Genomic DNA, 17309 nt, shown 5'->3' with positions numbered 1-17309 from the left:
CTTATTCGCGGCGCTCGCCGACGGAGACGTATGACCAGCCCCACGGAGTCTGCGGTTCGCGACCGGCTCGGAGCCGTCGAGGACCCCGACCTCGGCGACGACGTGGTGTCGCTCGGCCTCGTCAACGCCGTCGACGTCGACGACGACGAGCGCCGCATCCGCGTGTCGCTCGCGCTCGGCGCCCCCTTCTCGCCCAACGAGACGCAGCTGGCGGCAAACGTCCGGGAGGCGCTCGCCGACTTCGACTACGACGTCGACCTGTCCGCGTCGCTGCCCGCAGAGCGCAGCGCCGACGAGGAGGTGCTGCCGAACGTCACAAACATCGTCGCCGTCGCGTCCGGGAAGGGCGGCGTCGGGAAGTCCACGGTGGCGGTGAACCTCGCGGCCGGCCTGTCACAGCTCGGCGCGCGCGTCGGCCTGTTCGACGCCGACGTGTACGGCCCGAACGTCCCGCGGATGGTCGACGCCGACGAGGCGCCGAAGGCGACGGAGGACGAGACCATCGTTCCGCCCGAGCAGTACGGCATGAAGCTGATGAGCATGGCGTTCCTCGTCGGCGACGACGACCCCGTCATCTGGCGCGGCCCGATGGTCCACCAGCTCATCACGCAGCTCGTCGAGGACGTCGACTGGGGCGAACTCGACTACCTCGTGCTCGACCTGCCGCCGGGCACCGGCGACACGCAGCTCACCATCCTCCAGACGCTGCCGCTCACCGGCGCCGTCATCGCCACGACGCCGCAGGAGGTCGCGCTCGACGACGCCAACAAGGGCCTCCGGATGTTCGGCAAACACGACACGAACGTCCTCGGCATCGTCGAGAACATGAGCGGCTTCGTCTGCCCGGACTGCGGCAGCGAACACGACGTGTTCGGGAAGGGCGGCGGCAAGCAGTTCGCCGCCGACAACGACCTGCCGTTCCTCGGCGGCGTCCCGCTCGACCCGGCTGTCCGGGAGGGCGGCGACGGCGGCGCCCCCATCGTCCTCGAGGAGGGCTCCGACACCGCCGACGCGTTCCGCGTCGTCACCGAAAACGTCGCCAACAACGTCGGCGTCGTCCAGCGCCGCAAGGCGAGCCGCAACGCCGCGCGCGACCCACCGACGCAGTAGGCCGCGTCCCGCGCTCACAGTGCGTCACCCGCCGAGCGCGTCTACGGCGCGACTGTCGCTTCTCCGTACAGCGGTATCGTGACGAGCAGCAGCGCGGCGGCGGCGAGCAGCGCCGGAACGGTGACGGCGAGCCGCCGATTCTCCGCCGCCGAGTAGGTGACCACGGCGACGAGCACGAGGAGCGCGGCCTGCAGCGCGACTTCGAGATACGACGCCGCGAGTCCGAGCGTCCCGCGGAGCACGAACACCGCGAGCACCGTCGAACAGACGGTGAGTCCGCCGGCGACGAACGGAGCGCGGGAGTCCTCGCCGGACAGCGCGGCGGTGCGAGCGGTGAGGACGGCGTTGAGGAAGGATTTCGCCGCGACGACCGCGGCGACGGCGACCGGGCTCGACCAGTTCGGAAAGAGCCACTCGACCATACCTCCTCGACTCCGCAGCGACACATCAACGTTCCGCGACGACTGTTCCGAGCGGCCGAACGCCGAGCCGGCATTCACCGTTCCCGCGCCGGCGGGTTCACAGTCAGAAAGCGATTAGCCGCCGGACGCCCGAGCGTGAGGTATGACCGGCGACGCCGACGACGTCAACGACGCGGCCGACGCGACCGACGCGACCGACCCGGCTGACGGCGATGCAGCCGCCGCTGCGGACGCGGCGGACGAGGAGTCCAGTGACGACGAACTCCCGCCCGAACTGCAGGAGGACGACCAGGACTGGGCGCTGGCGCCGGACTCCGACGCCGAGTTCGACGACGACGAGACCCGGCGGCGGCTCCTCCGCGACGTCGCGGAGGACGTCCGCGGCGACTCCACCGAGTCGAAGCAGCTCTCCGCGATTCTGTACCGCGTCTCCGACCTCTACGACCCGGACGAGGACACGTCTCCCGAAGAGATATACCTGAACGTCCAGCGAATCATGCAGATCAAAGCGCAGGGCGGCCTGCAGCGGGACTAGGACGGCGGCGGGCGACCATCCGGCGCCGAATCCGGCGCCGTCGCTCCCGGCCGGTCGGCGCGGCGGCGAGGACCGCCGCCGCAACGTCACACGGTCGCCGCGTCGAACCCGCCGCGGCGTGCATTCCCCCCACAGCGCGCCGCTCTGCGCGGCGCGGCACACCCAGTGCTCCGGGTGTATGTTCGCCGTCTCTCGCCGGGAATAAAACGGCACGGGTCTCGGACGCCGCGCTTCCGCGGCGTCGTGGCTGTGAGACGCGAATCGTCGACTCGTCAAGTCGGCAGCGAAAGCAGAACGAGTGAGACAGAAAACCGCTGGACTGGATACCGCGAGACCGAAAATCGCGGCGGCAGTGTGCGCGGCCGCGGCGACGCGGATTACTGGAAGGTGCGGCCGAGTTCGGTTTCCTCGGAGGTTCCGGGCTCCGACTGGGTGAACCGTTCTTCGATCTCCTCGTACCGCTCTTTCGTCTGCTCGGTCACGGACGGCTGCACCTGGTCGAGGGCGTCCTCGAAGTGCTGCATCGTGACGCGGACGTTACCGATGGACTCGTCGACCTCCTCCGGCGAGACGGACTGGATGAACTCCCGGGAGGCGTTCATGGAGGCCTCGCGGCACACCGCTTCGATGTCGGCGCCGACGTAGCCCTCCGTCTTCCGGGCGAGCTTGTCGAGGTCGACGTCGTCGGCGAGCGGCTTGTGCTGGGTGTGGACCGCGAAGATCTTGCGGCGCGCCTCCTCGTCCGGCACCGGGACGTGGACGTGGCGGTCCAGCCGGCCCGGGCGGAGCAGCGCCGAGTCGATGAGGTCCGGCCGGTTGGTCGTCGCGATGACGACGACGTCCTCCAGCGTTTCGAGGCCGTCGAGCTCCGTCAGGAGCTGGGAGACGACGCGTTCGCCGACGCCGGAGTCGCCGGTGTTCTGTCCGCGCTCGGTCGCGATGGCGTCGATCTCATCGAAGAAGATGATTGTCGGCGCGTTCTCGCGTGCCTTGCTGAACACCTCGCGGACGCCCTTCTCGGACTCCCCGACGTACTTGTTGAGCAGCTCCGGCCCCTTCACGGAGATGAAGTTGGACTCGGACTCGTTGGCGACGGCTTTCGCGAGCAGCGTCTTCCCGGTGCCCGGCGGGCCGTACATGAGAACGCCCTTCGCGGACTCCATGTCCATGGCCTCGAACACCTCGGGGTAGTCGAGCGGCCACTGGATGGTCTCGCGGAGCCGCTCTTTCGTCTCGCCGAGGCCGCCGACGTCCTCCCAGGTGACGTCCGGGACCTCCACGAACACCTCCCGGAGCGCGGAGGGCTCGATGCCCTTCATCGCCTCTTTGACGTCCTCGTCCGTCACCTTGATGGAGTCGAGGATTTCGGCGTCGACCTCCTCCTCGTCGAGGTCGAGCTGCGGCCGGATGCGGCGCAGCGCGTTCATCCCGGCCTCCTTCGCGAGGCTCTCGAGGTCCGCGCCGACGAAGCCGTGGGTCGACTCGGCGTACGCGTCGAGGTCGACGTCGTCGGTGAGCGGCATGTTCCGCATGTGGACCTGCAGAATCTCCTTGCGGCCGTCGCGGTCCGGGACGCCGATTTCGATTTCGCGGTCGAAGCGGCCGCCGCGGCGGAGCGCCGGGTCGATGGCGTCCACGCGGTTCGTCGCGCCGATGACGACGACTTCCCCGCGCTCTTCGAGGCCGTCCATCAGCGACAGCAGCTGCGCCACGACGCGGCGCTCCACGTCGCCGCCGGCCTCCTCGCGCTTCGGCGCGATGGAGTCGAGTTCGTCCATGAAGATGATGGCCGGCGCGTTCTCGGCGGCCTCCTCGAACACCTCGCGGAGCTGCTCTTCGGACTCCCCGTAGTACTTCGACATGATTTCGGGGCCCGACAGCGTCTGAAAGTGCGCATCGATCTCGTTGGCGACGGCCTTCGCGATGAGCGTCTTCCCGGTGCCCGGCGGGCCGTGCAGCAGGACGCCTTTCGGCGGCTCGATGCCGAGGCGCTTGAACAGCTCCGGGTGGCGCATCGGCAGCTCGATCATCTCGCGGACCTGCTCCAGTTCGTCGTCGAGTCCGCCGATGTCCTCGTAGGTGACGTCCGGCGTCTCCTCGCCGCTGGCGGTGCCTTCCGTGATCTCCTCCGCCGGCTTCTCCGAGATGGTGACCTCGGTCGTGTCCGTGATGACGACCGTCCCGGACGGCGTCGTCGACGCGATTTTCAGCGGAACTGCCTGCGAGCCGCCGCCCATGAGGCCGAGACCGAGCGGGAACCGGATGGTCTGCCCCTGCGTGACGGGCTGGCCGCTGAGCTTGTCGCGGATGATGGAGCCGACGTTCCCGCGGATGCCGAACTGCTGGGGGAGCGCGATGGTGATGCTCTCCGCCGGTTCGACGTCGGCGGGCTCGACGGTGACGCGGTCGTCGATGCCGACCCCGGCTTCCTGCCGGAGCTGGCCGTCGATGCGGATGACGCCCGAGTTGTCGTCCTCCGGGTAGCCGGGCCAGACGCGCGCGATGGCGGTGGAGTCGCCGTCGATCTGGATGTAGTCACCGCCCGAGAGCCCGAGCTCTTCGGCCGCGACGCGGTCGATTGCGGCGAGGCGACGCCCCGCGTCCTTCTGCTTGAGGGGTTTGACGGTGAGCTTCATTGGTCGATGGTGATGGTGAGTACGCCGTTCGTGGTGTCAACGTTTGCGGCCGGGGCGGGGAGTTCGAACTCGAACTCGTCCTCCTCGCCGTCCCGGTCGACGACGACGATGGCCGTGCCGTCGACGGTGTCGACGGAGACGGCGTCGTCGTCGGCGTTCAGGTCGGCGGCGATGACGGTCCGGTCGTCGTAGTCGTACTGACGCACGAACCGTTCCTGCCGGCCGGATGATTGGCGCTGTGGCATATGAATCCTAACTCCAAGTAACACGCCTAACTATTTAAGCCTTTCTGCGGCTAATCGCAGTACGGCGAACGCTACCCCTGGATAAACACGTATTGCGGTTCACACCACTCGGGCACTCCCAGTAGTTAATGCGGGTCGGCACGCCACTACGGACGTGAACTCCGTGAGACACCACGGCCGGGACACCGCCTACCGGCTCTCCGACCGCGGCGGCGACGCGCCCGGCCTGCTCTGCATCCACGGGAGCGGCGGGACGAGCGCCGTGTGGAAGGCGCAGTCCAGGCTGGCGGACCGCGCTCCCGTCGCCGCAGTCGACCTGAGCGGCCACGGCGACAGCGACGACGTCGACGCCGCCGCAGGCCCCGAAGCGCTGGAGGCGTACACCGACGACGTCGTCGCCGTCGCCGACAAAACCGGGGCGTCCGTGCTCGTCGGGAACTCGCTCGGCGGCGCCGTCGCGCTGTGGACCGCCCTCGACCGCGACGTCGACCTGGACGGGTTGGTGCTCGCGGGCACCGGCGCGAAACTCGCCGTCCTCGAAGACCTGCTCACGTGGCTCGACGAGGACTTCGACCGCGCCGTCGAGTTCCTCCACGGCGACGACCGCCTGTTCGCCGACCCGGACGACCGCCAGACGGAACTGTCCGCCGCGGCGATGCGCGACGCCGGCGCGGCCGTCGTCGAACGCGACTTCAGGACCTGCCACAGCTTCGACGTCCGCGACCGCCTCGACGAAATCGGCGTCCCCGCGCTCGCCGTCGTCGGCGAACGGGACAAACTCACGCCGCCCCGCTACCACGAACACCTCGCCGACAACATCCCCGACTGCGAACTCGCCGTCATCGAAGACGCCGCTCACCTCGCGATGCTCGAACAGCCGGACGCGTTCAACGCCGCAGTCAGCGAATTCCTCGACCGGCTCTGACCGCCGCGGTTCCGCGATTCTCCCCTCCCCGGCGACCGGGTAGTTTATATCGAATAGCGCGGGCACGGTCGCCGTGACGTGACGGACGCCTCGGGGCGATTCACGGTTGCGCGGCCCACCGCCCCGAGCGACTCCGCGACGCGGACGACGCTCCACCGGGCCGCCTGCCAGCCCCGAACTCCGCCCCTGTCAGCGGCCGCTTCGCGGCCTCAGTACAGGTCTTCGACGTCCGATTCAACGTGGCTGTGTTCGTCGGCCGGGAACTCGCCGCTCTCGACTTCGTCCCGGTACGCCTCGACCGCGCGCTTCATCTCCGAGCGGACGTCGGCGAACTGCTTGGAGAACGGCGGCGAACTGTCGTCCAGCCCGAGCACGTCGGTGATGACCAGCACCTGCCCGTCCGTGTCCGGGCCGGCGCCGATGCCGATGGTCGGGATGTCGAGCGCCTCGGTCACCTGCCGCGCGAGGTTCGACGGGACGTGCTCGAGCACGAGCGAGAACGCGCCGGCCTCCTCGTGCTCCCGCGCCAATTCGACGATTCGCTCGGCCGCGTCGCGGTCGGTGCCCTGCCGCTGGTAGCCGAGTTGGTTCACGTGCTGCGGCGTCAGCCCGAGGTGCGCCATCACCGGAATCCCGAGGTCCGCGAGCCGCCGCGTCAGCTCCACGGTGTGCGGTCCGGACTCCAGTTTCACGGCGTCTGCGTCCGACTCCTTCAGGAGCCGCCCGGCGTTCTCGACGCTGTCGGCGTCGTCGACGCCGAACGACAGGAACGGCATGTCCGCGACGACGAGCGCGTCGTCGGTCGCGCGAGCGACCGCCGCGGTGCGGCTCGCCACCTCGTCGAGCGTCACCGGGAGCGTCGTCTCGTAGCCGAGCACCGCGTTCCCCATGCTGTCGCCGACGAGGATGGCGTCGATGTCCGCTTCGTCGACGATGGCGGCGGTCGGCGCGTCGTACGCCGTCAGCATCGTGATGGGCTCGGAGCCGGCCTTCTCACGGAGCGTCCGCGTCGTGGTCATGTGTGTCTGAGTGCCGGCGTCCCTGGGAGATAAATCCGGCCGGTCCGGACGAACCGACACGGCCTTTGCGTGTCGCCGGCAACCGGGTGTCGTGCCCGAACGCGTCGAGACGTCCAACCCCGACGGCGTCGACTACGGCTGGGTGATGCAGACGACGTTCGTCGTCACCATCGTGGTCGGCGCCCCCCTCGTCGCCGCGCTGTCCACGCAGGTCGCGCTGCCGACGTGGAGCGCCCGCGCGGCGTTCGCCATCCGCGTCGGCGCGGTCGTCTGGTTTCTCACCGCAGTCGGCGCGTTCCTCTACGAGAAGCGCCGGCAGTAACCCGGCGGGACGGCGCCTGGCGGTCGCTCAGACGTAGCGGAACGACACGCCGGCCCGGTTCGCGGTCAGTTCGTCCCGCTCGGAGTCGCCGACGAACACGGCGCGCTCCGGCGGGACGCCGAGGTCGCGCAGCGTCGCCAGCAGCGGCTCCGGATCCGGCTTGTACGTCCCGACCGAGTCCCGCCCGACGACGACGTCGACCGAGTCGGCGAGCCCGTGTCTGTCGAGCGCGACGCGGCAGGCGGCCTCGCAGTTCAGCGAGCAGACGCCGGTGGGCACGCCGCGCGGGAGTTCGTCGGCGTGCGAGAGTCGGTCGGCGCGCTCGGCGCCGTCGACTTCGTGCTCGCCGAGCAGCGACTCCAGTTCGCCCCTGATGCCGGCGCTGTCCGCGCGCTCCAGCAGCCCCCAGAGGTCCGCGTCGGCGACGTCGTGGCCGTGCCGTTCGAACAGCGAGACCGCGTCGCGCGCGGCGGCGTCCCAGTCGACGGCGAGCCGGACGAGCGTCCCGTCGAGGTCGTACACCACGGCGTCGAACTCGTCGTCGGCCGCCGCGTCGCCGTCAGCGGCGGCTTCGTCGCGGGTCATGCCAGCACGTCAGTTCCACACCGACAAAGACGTGTCGCGGACGGACAGCGGTCCGATGCACCGAATCTTCGGACGGATTCGGCTGGCCGGGGCGTCTCACAGTGAAGCGCCGAGTGCTCCGGCGGTCAGCCGAGCAGGTTCCGCGCGATGATTTTCTTCTGAATCTCGGAGGTTCCCTCGTAGATGGTCGTGATTTTCGCGTCGCGGTAGAACCGCTCCACGTCGAACTCGGACATGTAGCCGTAGCCGCCGTGAATCTGGACGGCCTCGTTGGTCACGTCGACGGCCGCCTCCGAGGCGAAGTACTTCGCCATCGACGCCGCGAGCCCCGGCGACTCCCCGGCGTCGGACTGCCGGGCGGCCTCGCGGACGAGGAGCCGCGACGCCTGAATCTGCGTCGCCATGTCGGCGAACTTGTGCCGGATGCTCTGGATGTCGCCGATTGGGCCGCCGAACTGTTCGCGTTCGTCGGCGTAGGCGGCGGCCTCGTCGAACGCTGCCTGCGCGAGCCCGACCGCCTGCGCCGCGATGGCGATTCGGCCGCCGGTGAGGATGCGGAACGCGGCGCCAAGTCCTTCGCCCTCCGGCGTGAGCCGGTACGGCTCCGGGACTCGGACGCCGTCGAACGTCATCTGCGTCGTGTCGGATGCGCGCAGCCCCAGTTTCTCCTCCGTCCGGCCGGCCTCGACGCCGTCGAAGTCGGCGGGGACGAGGAACTGCGTGACGGAGCCGGGGTCGTCGGCGTCGGTCTTCGCGAACACGACGTAGACGCCGGCGCGTTCGCCGTTCGTAATCCACTGCTTGTCGCCGTTCAGGACGTACTCGTCGCCGTCTCGTCTCGCGGTCGTCCGCATCTCCGCGGGGTTCGACCCGGCCTGCGGCTCCGACAGGCAGAACGCGCCGACGGGCCGGCCGTCGACCATCTCGGGCAGCCACTCGGCGCGGACGTCGTCGTCGCCGAACTCGGCGATACAGGAGGTGGCGAGACAGTGCACCGACAGCGCCGTCGCGACCGCGAGCTGTCCGTACGCGAGCTCCTCGTTCACCAGCGCGTACGTCCGCCTGTCCGCGTCGAAGCCGCCGTACTCCGCCGGCACCGTCAGCCCCGTCAGGTCGAGGTCGGCGAGGCCGTCCCACGTCTCCTCCGGGAACGTCTCCGTCTCGTCGGCCTCCCGGGCGCCGGGGCGGACCTCCTCGACGGCGAACTCCCGCACCACCTCGCGGATGGCTCGCTCCTCCTCGTCGAGCATCGACGCGGAGTGGCCGTACACGTCCGGATTCGCTTTCGCCATGCTCAGTCGTCCAGTTCCACGCGGGATAAGCGTGCCTCCACGGGGTGGTCGAAGTACCCACGAATCGACTCCGGAGCAACGGGGAGGCGTCCGTGACAGGGGTACCGGAGGTGCAGCGGGCCGAATCGGGTGAGAACGGGGAAAGCGCCTTTCCGTGGTGGCTGTGAAGGCAGACGACATGTCCGTCGAGGAAGACCACACGCTCCGCGAACGAATCTACTACCGGATTCGGCGGCGACTCCCGCCGGGCGGCGAGGACGAACTGAATCAGGTCGGCGTCGCCGTCGTGCTGCTCGTCGTCGCGCTCGCGCTGTGGGGTATCGCTGCGGCGCTCGGCTCCGCGGAGTTCGGCCCGACCATCCTCGGCTTCTTCGCGCTGATGTACTTGCTGTACGTCGGCTACGACTACCTCAACATCTCCTGAGGCGGTCGGCAGGGCCGAATCCGCGTCCGTTCAGCGGCGGAGCGCCGCGACGACGTCGGACGGGTCGGCGTCAAGCCCGCCGCCCTGCGCGAACGTCGGGCCGCCGCCTCCGCCGCCGCCGAACTCGTCCGTGAGGCCGTCGACGACGTCGCCGGCGTCCACGTCACCGTCGGTCGCGACGACCACGAACGGCGCGTCGTCGCCGCCGACCGCTGCCACGACGTCGTCGGCGGAGTCGTCGACGCGTCGCTGCGCCGCGTCGCCGACCTGGTTCGCGTCGAACCCGTCGACGACGCCGACCCGCCACGTCAGTCCGTCGCGGTCGACGGCGTCGCAGTCGGCGAGCCGAGCGGCCAGCACCTCCTCGCGGAGCGCGCCGAGTTCGTCGGCCAGGTCGTCGCGTTCGGCGCGGAGCCGCGCGGCCTCGGCTGGGACGTCGTCGACGGCGACGCCGAGTTCCCGGGCGGCGTCGAGCGCGGCGCCGTGGACCGCCGCGCGGCGCCCGATTCCGGCCGGGCCGACGGCGAACTCGACGCCCGTCATTCCTTCGCCGGGGTTCGACCGGTCGAGGAGCGTCACCGGGCCGATTTCGGCGGTGTTCGAGACGTGCGTCCCGCCGCAGGCGGCCCAGTCCCAGCCGTCGACGGAGACGACCCGGACCGTGTCTGCGTCGCTCATCACGCCCTCCTCGGTCTTCGTGTTGAACGCGACGTCGTCGCGGCCGCGCGCCTCCTCGACCGGGAGTTCCTCCCAGGTGACGTCCCGGGCGTCCCAGACCGCGCGGTTCACGAGCCGCTCCAGTTCGACGAACACGTTGTCGTCAACGTCCGTGGTCGTCGTGAAGTCGACCCGCACCTTCTCGTCTCCCGCGGTCCCGCCGGAGTCGGCGCCGGTGCCGTCATCGGTGTCGGCGTCGATGTCGGCGTCAGCGCCGTCCGAATCGCGTCGGCCGGTCGGCGCCGCCGAGATGCCGAATCCGCCGTACCCGAGGTCGTCGAGGACGCGTCGAGCCGCGCCGTAGAGGACGTGGCTCGCGGTGTGCGCCCGCATGCAGTACGTCCGGAAGTCGTCGTCCACGACGCCGACTACGTCGTCCCCGGCGTCGAACGCCGGCGGCTCGGCGAGCGTGTGGACGACGCCGCCGTCGGTCGGCTGGACGTCGACGACGAGTTCGTCGCCGAGCGTGCCGCGGTCCGCCGGCTGCCCGCCGCCCTCAGGGTAGAAGTACGTCTCCGAGAGGACGACGTCGGTTCCGTCGACCGACTCGACAGTCGCCTCGAACTCCCGAACGCCGGGGTTGTCCGGCGCGAGTGACTCGCTCATCGCCTCCCCGGTTCGCGCACGGCCGCAAAAATCGGTCGTCACCGGCAGCCCGTCCGCCGGGCCACCAACTGCTGCTTCGCCCCTACCCGGCCACCTGGTCTACTCGTCGACCAGCGTGACGTCGAGCGCCTGCTCGATTGCGCGGACGACGGAGCCGCCGACGTCGGCGCGGGCCGCACGGCCCTGCTCGACGGCGAGCACGTCGTCTTCGTCCGCGTCGATTTCGTCGGCAAGCTCCTCGACCGTCAGGCCGGCGTCCTGGCGGGCCTGTTCGGCCGTCTCGCCGTAGCCGCTGACGAGGTACGGGAGCCGGTCCTCCTCGTAGTCGGTGCCTTCCTCCTCCCAGTTCTTCGATTTGCCTTTCGAGGCGTCGAGCACCTTCGCCGTGTTCTGCGCCGCGCGCTTCCGCCGATTCGGCTCGGAGTCGTCGCGGGACGCGCCGCCCGACGAGCCGCCCTGGCCGCCCGAGCGGCCGCCGCCGGACCCGCCGCGCTTCGATTTCCGGTCGTCGTGCGGTGCGCAGTCCGAGCAGACGAGCAGGTCGGCGCCGGCGACGTTCGCCTCGCTCAGCGAGACGTCCTCGCGGCCGCACAGCTCGCACGCGCCGCCCGACCCCCCGCCGCCGCCGCTGCCGGTGGAGTACTTCGCCATACCCCTCCGTAGCAGCTACGCGGATTTAAAACCGTGTTTCGTGGCGACGCCAAGCCCGTCCGCTGCGCCGGCCGCGTCGCGCCGGGCGGCGCCAGCGGAACCGGGTCCGCCCACTGACGTGGATGCTCCCTGAACTTCATACGCGAGCGCGACGCAGGGGTCGTATGGCCTGTCCGCACCTGGAGTACCGAGACGCCGCGAACGGCAAGCAGTTCGAGGCGGCGCGCGCCTTCTGCACCGTGACCGACGAGTTCGTCCAGCCGGTTCACGCGGACGTCTGCGCCGAGCGCTACGGGCTCGACCCGGAGTCCGACTGCGGCGTGTACCGCGACCACGAGGGGCTGGAGTGGGACGAGTGAGATGACGTACCAGGAGTACCTCGACGGGAAGCCCGCAATCGTGACGGCCGCGCTCACCGGCGGCATCCAGGGGAAAGAGACGCATCCGGGGCTGCCGGAGACGCCCGACGAAATTGCTGCCGCCGCGGCGGCCTGTGAGGACGCCGGCGCCGCAATCGTCCACCTGCACGCGCGCCGCGAGAACGGCGAGCGGGCCTTCTCGACCGAGCGGTTCCAGACGGTGACCGACGCCGTCCGCGACGCCACCGACGACGTCGTCGTCCAGCACTCGACCGGCGGGACCGCCGCGCCGGCAGCGCTGCGCGCCGAACCGCTCCGCACCGACCCGGCGCCCGAGATGGCGAGCCTCGACATGGGGCCGATGAACCGCGGCCGCCGCCTCACCTCCGAGAACACGCGCGACACCATCGACGGCCTCCACGGCGAGATGCGCGACCACGGCATCAAGCCGGAACTGGAGGTGTTCAACAACGGCCACCTGAACGAGTCGTTCCGCATCCTCGACGACCTCGACGACCCGCCGTACCTGAACCTCGTCTTCGGTCCGGGGACGCTGACGCCGCCGAGCCCCGCGAACCTCCAGCGGCTTGTCGACCAACTCCCGGACGGCGCGGAGTTCAACGTCCTCGGTTTCGGCCGGCATCAGCTCCCGCTGACGACCCAGTCGCTGCTGCTCGGCGGCCACGTCCGCGTCGGCCTGGAGGACAACAGCTACTACGCGGATGGCGACCGCGCCACCAACGAGCGCCTCGTCGCCCGCGCGGTCCGCGTCGCCGAGGAACTCGGGCGGCCGGTCGCGACCCCCGACGAGGCCCGCGAACTGCTCGGACTCTGACGTGATTGTCGCCGCCAGAACGCCTTTTTGTCGCCACCCGAAGTGACGCCCATGAAGCAGGACGCGCCGGCCGACGCCGACCGCACGGCGCGACGGTTCGCCGAGCGCGCACGCGAGCTGCCCGGCGACGACACCACTCCGGCGTTCGCGGCGGTGGAGCCGACGACGCGCGCCGACCCGTACGGCGCCTTCGCCACGTCGTTCGTGTCGCCGGAGTCGTTCGACGGGCCGCTGTCGGACCTGAGCGTCGCGGTGAAGGACAACGTCGCGGTCCGCGGCGTCGCCCACGGCGTCGGCACAGCCTCGCTCGCCGTCGAGGCCGACAGGGACGCGACGGTCGTCGAACGCATCCGGGCGAGCGGCGCCGACCTGGTCGGAACGACCCGGATGGACCCGTTCGCGCTCGGCGTCACCGGCGAGTCTGGCGACGGCGGCCGGACCGTGAACCCGGCCGCCGTCGACGCGATTCCCGGCGGGTCGTCGGCGGGCTCCGCCGCCGCGGTCGCCGGCGGCCTCGTCGACGCCGCGCTCGGCACCGACACCGCCGGCTCGGTCCGCGTCCCCGCGTCGTTCTGCGGCGCCGTCGGCGTCAAGCCGACGTTCGGCCGCGTCCCGCGCACCGGCGTCGTCGACCTGGCGCCGACGCTCGACCACGTCGGCGTCGTCGGCCAGGACGTCGAAACCGCGGCTCGCCTGCTCGACCGGGTTTCGGGCCGCGACCCGCTGTTCCCGTCCGACGCGGCCGCCGAGCCGACCGCGGCCGGCGACGAACTGGAGTCGTCGGTCGACCGGCTCCGCATCGGCGTCCCTGAGTCGTTCGCGGAGGCGGCGGCCAGGCCGGTGCGCGCGGTGTTCGAGTCGGCGCTGACCGCGCTGGCCGGCCGCGACGGCGTCACGGTCGAACGGCTGTCGTTCCCCGAGCACGGCGACGCCGGCTTCGTGAATCAGCTCCACACCGTCTCCGAGTTCGCGGCGATGCTCGACGGCGCCGGGCAGCCGCTGAGCGGCGGACGGACGAAGCTGGTGCAGGCCGTGTTCGCGGCGGGGCTTGACGGCGCGGACGCCCCGGACCGGGTGCGGGAACTCGCCGCGACCGGCCGGGCGCTCAACGAAGCCGAACCCGGAGCCTACAGCGACGCGTGGGCCGCCCGGCGACGACTCGTCCGGCGCGTCGAGGCGTGTTTCGACCGGGTCGACGTGCTCGTGACGCCGACGACGCCGACGACGGCGCCGGACGTCGGAGCGGTCGGCCCCGACGCGGACCACGACGTCGGCGACCTGTTCGCGAACACGGCGCCGTTCAACTGCACCGGGAACCCGGCGGTGTCGGTGCCGTGCGGCGACTCCGCGGGCAGACCCGTCGGCGTCCAGGTCGTCGCCCCGACCGGCGCGGACGAAGAGGCGCTTCGGGCCGCGCGCGAAGTCGAGTCGGTCGTCGCTGACGGCGCCGTGTGACGCTGCGGTGTGACGCCGCGGGCCGGCTCAGTGGAGCACCAGCACGAACGCGACGAACCCGACGAGCATCGACAGCGTCAGGAAGAACTGGGCGGCCGCCGAGGCGAGCAGCCCGCCGACCGTCCACGCCGACGCGGTCATCGCCTCCTCGAACTCCTTGCCGGCGCGGAGTTCCGCGCCGAGCACGACGACGCCGGTCCCGACCACGACGCCGAGCGGGCCGAGCACGAAAAAGAGGAGCAGCGACGCTGCCGCGGCGACCAGCATCGTCGACGTGGAGGCGCCGCCGGCCTTCGACGCGAGCGCCCCGCCGAAGTGCTCCAGCAGCGCCGTGAGCACGCCGACGACGGTGAAGCCCGCGAGCAGCCACACGCTCATCTCGTCGGCGCCGCCGGGCGCGTCGCCGAACCAGTAGAGGTAGACGCCGGCGAGCGACAGCGCTCCGGCGGGCAGCATCGGCAGCACGCTCCCGGCGACGCCGGCGACGAGCAGCGCCACCGCCAGCACCGTCACGAGGTCGACCATACCGGCCGCAGGACCCCCGGCGGCTTAACACGCCGGGAACAGACGCGATTCGACGCCGCCCGATTCCATCCGGCTGACTCCGTCTCGCGTCGCCGAGCCGTCACTCGAACCAGTCTCGCTCCGCGTCGGCGACGTCGCCGCCGTGGGCGTCGACGAGCGCGTCGTAGGCGCCGCCGAGCGACCGCATGCACTCGGCCGTCGAGACGTAGCCGAGCGCGTCCCCGACGTCGTCCCACGGCTCGGCCTGCAGCACTTTCCGGACCAGCAGCCGCTCCTCGCGGCCGTCGAGTTCGGCGGCTCCCGAGCCGGCGTCGTCGCCGAGGAGGTGTGCGAGCGCGAGGCGACGGAACGGCCGCGGCGCCACGTCGTACAGCCCGGGCCCTGCGGAGGCGCCGACGACGACGCGCCACTCGTAGTCGGTGAGGTCCACGAGCGGCTCCGGGTCGGCGTCGCACGCGCGGAGCGTTCCGCGAACCACGTCGGCGTCGACGGCCGAGAGCGCGTCGCCGAGCGCGTCGCCGACGCGATCGCGGAACCACGCGGCGTGCCGGTCGAGCAGCCGCCTGCCGGCGTCGCTCGTCGGACGGAGCATGACGGCGGAGTGCTCCCCGCTGGCCTCGTTCCGCGTCGTCGACAGGTGGACGGTCCGGTAGCCGTTGCGCCGCCAGAACCGCAGCAGTTCCGGGGTCGCGCCGAACCCGGTGCCGACGTAGTCGACGCCGGTGTCGTCGCTGTCGTCGCTGCTGTCGCCGTTGCCGGCCGTGCCGAGTTCGTCGTGGACGTCGCCGAGGAGTTCGGAGCCGAGCCCGGACGACCGGACGGCGTGGTGGGTGGCGATGCGCATCACGCGGTAGCCGACCGGGTCGCCGGCGTCGGGGTCGCGGAGCTGGCTCGTCATGACGTCCGGAATCATGTTGCCGCGGACGCGCTCGCCGCGGTACATGCCGTCCATCGTCTCGCGGTCGAGGCCGCCCTCGCGCGCGAGCAGCGCGACGGAGACCACGTGGCCGTCGGCGGTCAGCGCGCGGAGCGTGAGGTTCGGCGCGTCCAGCAGCCGCGCGAGGTCGTCGGGCTCGGTCCGGTAGTGCGCCAGCACGAGCAGCCCGAACGCCTCCCGGAGCAACTGCTCGTCCGCGCGGAGTTCCGCCGGCGGAACGCGGCGGTACCGGGCGGTCGCGGGCGTGGCGTCGGCGACCGCCTCGTCGACCGCGGGCCGCGCGTCGAGCAGCAGCGCCCGGAACGCCCACGTCTCCACCGGGTCGCCGCGGCCGTACCGGATGGGCGCTTCGAGCCGCACGTCGGACACCGCGAGGTCGGCGTCGCCGAGGCGGTCGCGGAACCGCACGGAGAAGCCGCGGCCGGCGCCCTCGTAGCCGTGGACGGTGGTGACGAACGCGACGCTGCGCGCCGACAGGAACGATTCGAGGACGCTGACCGGGAGCGCCGCGGCCTCGTCGACGATGACGGCGTCCGGTCCGCCGCCGGACGAATCGGTGTCCGCTCGGGCCGCGTTCCCGTCGGCTGCGTCCCCGTCGGCACCGTCTCCGTCGGCGCCGCCTCCGGACCCACGGGTGCCGTCTCCGACTTCTTCGGCGGCCGCCGTCGGCGTCGCGAACCGGACGCAGCCGTCGTCAGCGGCGTCGATTCGGCGGCCGTCGTCGCTGACGGCGCCGAGTTCGTCGAGCGTGTCGAGGAGCGCGCGGGCCCTGTCGAACAGCGCCTCGGCGCCGGAGAACTCCGCGGCGGTCACGAGCACGTCGCGTCCGGCCGCCGCGAGGCTCCCCGCGGCGAGTCCGGCGGCGCTCGACTTGCCGCGGCCGCGGTCGGCCTCCACGACGACTGCGGCGCCGTCGCGGCGGAGCCGTTCGAGTTCCCGAACCGCGCGGGACTGGTCGCCGGTCAGGCAGGACTCGTAGGCGGCAGCCGGGAACGCGCCGTCGCGCGGCACCGTCGGCGTCGACCGCGTCGGCGGCGCCGCGGCGCCCGTCAGTCCGTCTCGGCCGAGTTCGTCGGCGTCGGCGTCGTAGACCGCGACGCCGTGGTGTTCGCGCAGCGTTTCGACGAGCCGGTCGCGGAAGTGCCCGGTGACGTCGTCGACGCCGAACGGCGGGACCGCGAGCGACTCGTCGAAGTCGTCGCGCCGGTCGGGCCAGTCGTCCAGCGGCGGCGCGAGCAGCACGTAGAGGCCACCGCCGTCGACGGCGCCGACGGACTGCCCGACCGCGTTCGCCGAGAACTCGGCGAACGCGTCGAGCACGACGGCGTCGCGGGTCGCCCCGAGCAGTTTGTGAGCGTGTTTCGGCCGGAGGCGGTGGTAGCGGAACCCTTCGCGCGTCGTCAGCAGCGTCGCCGCGTCGTCGTCGACGTCTGCGGCGTCGAGCGCGGTGTACGCGGCGTCGAGACAGCGGTCGCGGTCGCCGTGTATCACGAGCAGGCGCCGCTGGTTCGCCCGCGTGGCCTCCGCTCGGAGGGCGGCGACGGCGTCTGCGAGAGTCGACCCGGCCATCGGTGGCTCGTCGTTGCAGGGTCAGCGGCTTGGCCGTTGCGGGTTCGGGACGCAGCGCAGCGATGGGTCCGACGACCCGACAGCCCGACGGGGCGGCACGGCGCGGCGCGCGGTCGGCGCCTGGATTTACGGGGCCGGCC

18 protein-coding genes are annotated in these 17309 nt (G+C 71.5%); 8 read left to right on the top strand and 10 right to left on the bottom strand.

Annotated features, from left to right (window positions below; all coding sequences use genetic code 11):
* Window positions 1–30: 30 nt before the first annotated feature.
* Window positions 31–1110, top strand: coding sequence for a P-loop NTPase (locus ACQUST_RS12395; protein ID WP_435128973.1), 1080 nt, complete (start codon window positions 31–33; stop codon window positions 1108–1110).
* Window positions 1111–1151: 41 nt separating this feature from the next.
* Here the strand turns inward: ACQUST_RS12395 and ACQUST_RS12390 are convergent, their stop codons facing one another.
* Entirely contained in the window at window positions 1152–1532 is a 381-nt protein-coding gene (locus ACQUST_RS12390; RefSeq protein WP_435128970.1) for a hypothetical protein, read from the bottom strand.
* A 142-nt stretch (window positions 1533–1674) separates the two neighbouring features.
* Here ACQUST_RS12390 and ACQUST_RS12385 point away from each other — a divergent pair, with 142 nt between their 5' ends.
* Window positions 1675–2067 carry a hypothetical protein gene (locus ACQUST_RS12385; RefSeq protein ID WP_435128967.1) on the top strand — a complete coding sequence of 131 codons (393 nt, stop codon included), beginning with the start codon at window positions 1675–1677 and terminating at the stop codon, window positions 2065–2067.
* A 377-nt stretch (window positions 2068–2444) separates the two neighbouring features.
* Here ACQUST_RS12385 and ACQUST_RS12380 read toward each other — a convergent pair whose 3' ends face one another.
* Together ACQUST_RS12380 and ACQUST_RS12375 are read right to left on the bottom strand one after the other, a co-directional pair.
* Window positions 2445–4703 carry a CDC48 family AAA ATPase gene (locus ACQUST_RS12380; protein WP_435128964.1) on the bottom strand — a complete coding sequence of 753 codons (2259 nt, stop codon included), beginning with the start codon at window positions 4701–4703 and terminating at the stop codon, window positions 2445–2447.
* Window positions 4700–4948 carry a DUF7127 family protein gene (locus tag ACQUST_RS12375; RefSeq protein WP_435128961.1) on the bottom strand — a complete coding sequence of 83 codons (249 nt, stop codon included), beginning with the start codon at window positions 4946–4948 and terminating at the stop codon, window positions 4700–4702. Before ACQUST_RS12375 ends, ACQUST_RS12380 begins: the two co-directional genes overlap by 4 nt.
* Before the next feature lie 154 nt (window positions 4949–5102).
* On the opposite strand from ACQUST_RS12375, the gene ACQUST_RS12370 reads away from it, so the two are divergent.
* Window positions 5103–5873 (top strand): alpha/beta fold hydrolase, encoded by a 771-nt coding sequence (locus ACQUST_RS12370; RefSeq protein ID WP_435128958.1) that lies wholly within the window; start codon window positions 5103–5105, stop codon window positions 5871–5873.
* A 209-nt stretch (window positions 5874–6082) separates the two neighbouring features.
* Here ACQUST_RS12370 and panB read toward each other — a convergent pair whose 3' ends face one another.
* Complete coding sequence (gene panB, locus ACQUST_RS12365; protein ID WP_435128956.1) at window positions 6083–6892, bottom strand: 3-methyl-2-oxobutanoate hydroxymethyltransferase; 810 nt, start codon at window positions 6890–6892, stop codon at window positions 6083–6085.
* A 91-nt stretch (window positions 6893–6983) separates the two neighbouring features.
* On the opposite strand from panB, the gene ACQUST_RS12360 reads away from it, so the two are divergent.
* On the top strand, window positions 6984–7214 hold the full coding sequence (locus ACQUST_RS12360) for a DUF5822 domain-containing protein (RefSeq protein ID WP_435128953.1): 231 nt from the start codon (window positions 6984–6986) through the stop codon (window positions 7212–7214).
* Window positions 7215–7241: 27 nt separating this feature from the next.
* Here the strand turns inward: ACQUST_RS12360 and ACQUST_RS12355 are convergent, their stop codons facing one another.
* Window positions 7242–7799 (bottom strand): HAD family hydrolase, encoded by a 558-nt coding sequence (locus ACQUST_RS12355; protein WP_435128950.1) that lies wholly within the window; start codon window positions 7797–7799, stop codon window positions 7242–7244.
* Between the two features lie 125 nt (window positions 7800–7924).
* Complete coding sequence (locus ACQUST_RS12350) at window positions 7925–9091, bottom strand: acyl-CoA dehydrogenase family protein (protein WP_435128947.1); 1167 nt, start codon at window positions 9089–9091, stop codon at window positions 7925–7927.
* Between the two features lie 178 nt (window positions 9092–9269).
* Here ACQUST_RS12350 and ACQUST_RS12345 point away from each other — a divergent pair, with 178 nt between their 5' ends.
* Entirely contained in the window at window positions 9270–9515 is a 246-nt protein-coding gene (locus ACQUST_RS12345; RefSeq protein ID WP_435128944.1) for a hypothetical protein, read from the top strand.
* A 30-nt stretch (window positions 9516–9545) separates the two neighbouring features.
* Here the strand turns inward: ACQUST_RS12345 and ACQUST_RS12340 are convergent, their stop codons facing one another.
* Both ACQUST_RS12340 and ACQUST_RS12335 read right to left on the bottom strand, forming a co-directional pair.
* Window positions 9546–10838, bottom strand: coding sequence for an alanine--tRNA ligase-related protein (locus ACQUST_RS12340; protein WP_435128941.1), 1293 nt, complete (start codon window positions 10836–10838; stop codon window positions 9546–9548).
* A 99-nt stretch (window positions 10839–10937) separates the two neighbouring features.
* Window positions 10938–11489, bottom strand: coding sequence for a helix-turn-helix domain-containing protein (locus ACQUST_RS12335; protein WP_435128938.1), 552 nt, complete (start codon window positions 11487–11489; stop codon window positions 10938–10940).
* Between the two features lie 164 nt (window positions 11490–11653).
* Between ACQUST_RS12335 and ACQUST_RS12330 the strand changes: the two genes are divergently transcribed.
* The 3 genes from ACQUST_RS12330 to ACQUST_RS12320 are packed head-to-tail and all read left to right on the top strand — an operon-like array spanning window position 11654 to window position 14138.
* Window positions 11654–11848, top strand: a complete 195-nt coding sequence (locus ACQUST_RS12330) for a hypothetical protein (RefSeq protein WP_435128935.1) — start codon at window positions 11654–11656, stop codon at window positions 11846–11848.
* A 1-nt stretch (window position 11849) separates the two neighbouring features.
* The gene (locus ACQUST_RS12325) at window positions 11850–12683 is read left to right on the top strand and encodes a 3-keto-5-aminohexanoate cleavage protein (protein WP_435128932.1); all 834 of its coding nucleotides are present in this window, start codon (window positions 11850–11852) and stop codon (window positions 12681–12683) included.
* Window positions 12684–12734: 51 nt separating this feature from the next.
* Window positions 12735–14138 carry an amidase gene (locus ACQUST_RS12320; RefSeq protein WP_435128929.1) on the top strand — a complete coding sequence of 468 codons (1404 nt, stop codon included), beginning with the start codon at window positions 12735–12737 and terminating at the stop codon, window positions 14136–14138.
* A 27-nt stretch (window positions 14139–14165) separates the two neighbouring features.
* On the opposite strand, the gene ACQUST_RS12315 is transcribed toward ACQUST_RS12320, so the two are convergent.
* Together ACQUST_RS12315 and tmcA are read right to left on the bottom strand one after the other, a co-directional pair.
* Window positions 14166–14663: a DUF456 domain-containing protein gene (locus ACQUST_RS12315; RefSeq protein ID WP_435128926.1), complete on the bottom strand. Its 498-nt coding sequence runs from the start codon at window positions 14661–14663 to the stop codon at window positions 14166–14168.
* A gap of 100 nt (window positions 14664–14763) precedes the next feature.
* Window positions 14764–17169, bottom strand: coding sequence for a tRNA(Met) cytidine acetyltransferase TmcA (tmcA, locus tag ACQUST_RS12310; protein WP_435128923.1), 2406 nt, complete (start codon window positions 17167–17169; stop codon window positions 14764–14766).
* Window positions 17170–17309 lie beyond the last annotated feature (140 nt).

Origin of the sequence: Halobaculum sp. D14, assembly GCF_051195135.1 — an archaeon.
Lineage (GTDB): Archaea > Halobacteriota > Halobacteria > Halobacteriales > Haloferacaceae > JBNTKA01.
Note: the sequence above shows the minus strand (reverse complement) of the source record. Positions and strands in the feature narration are given on the sequence as shown.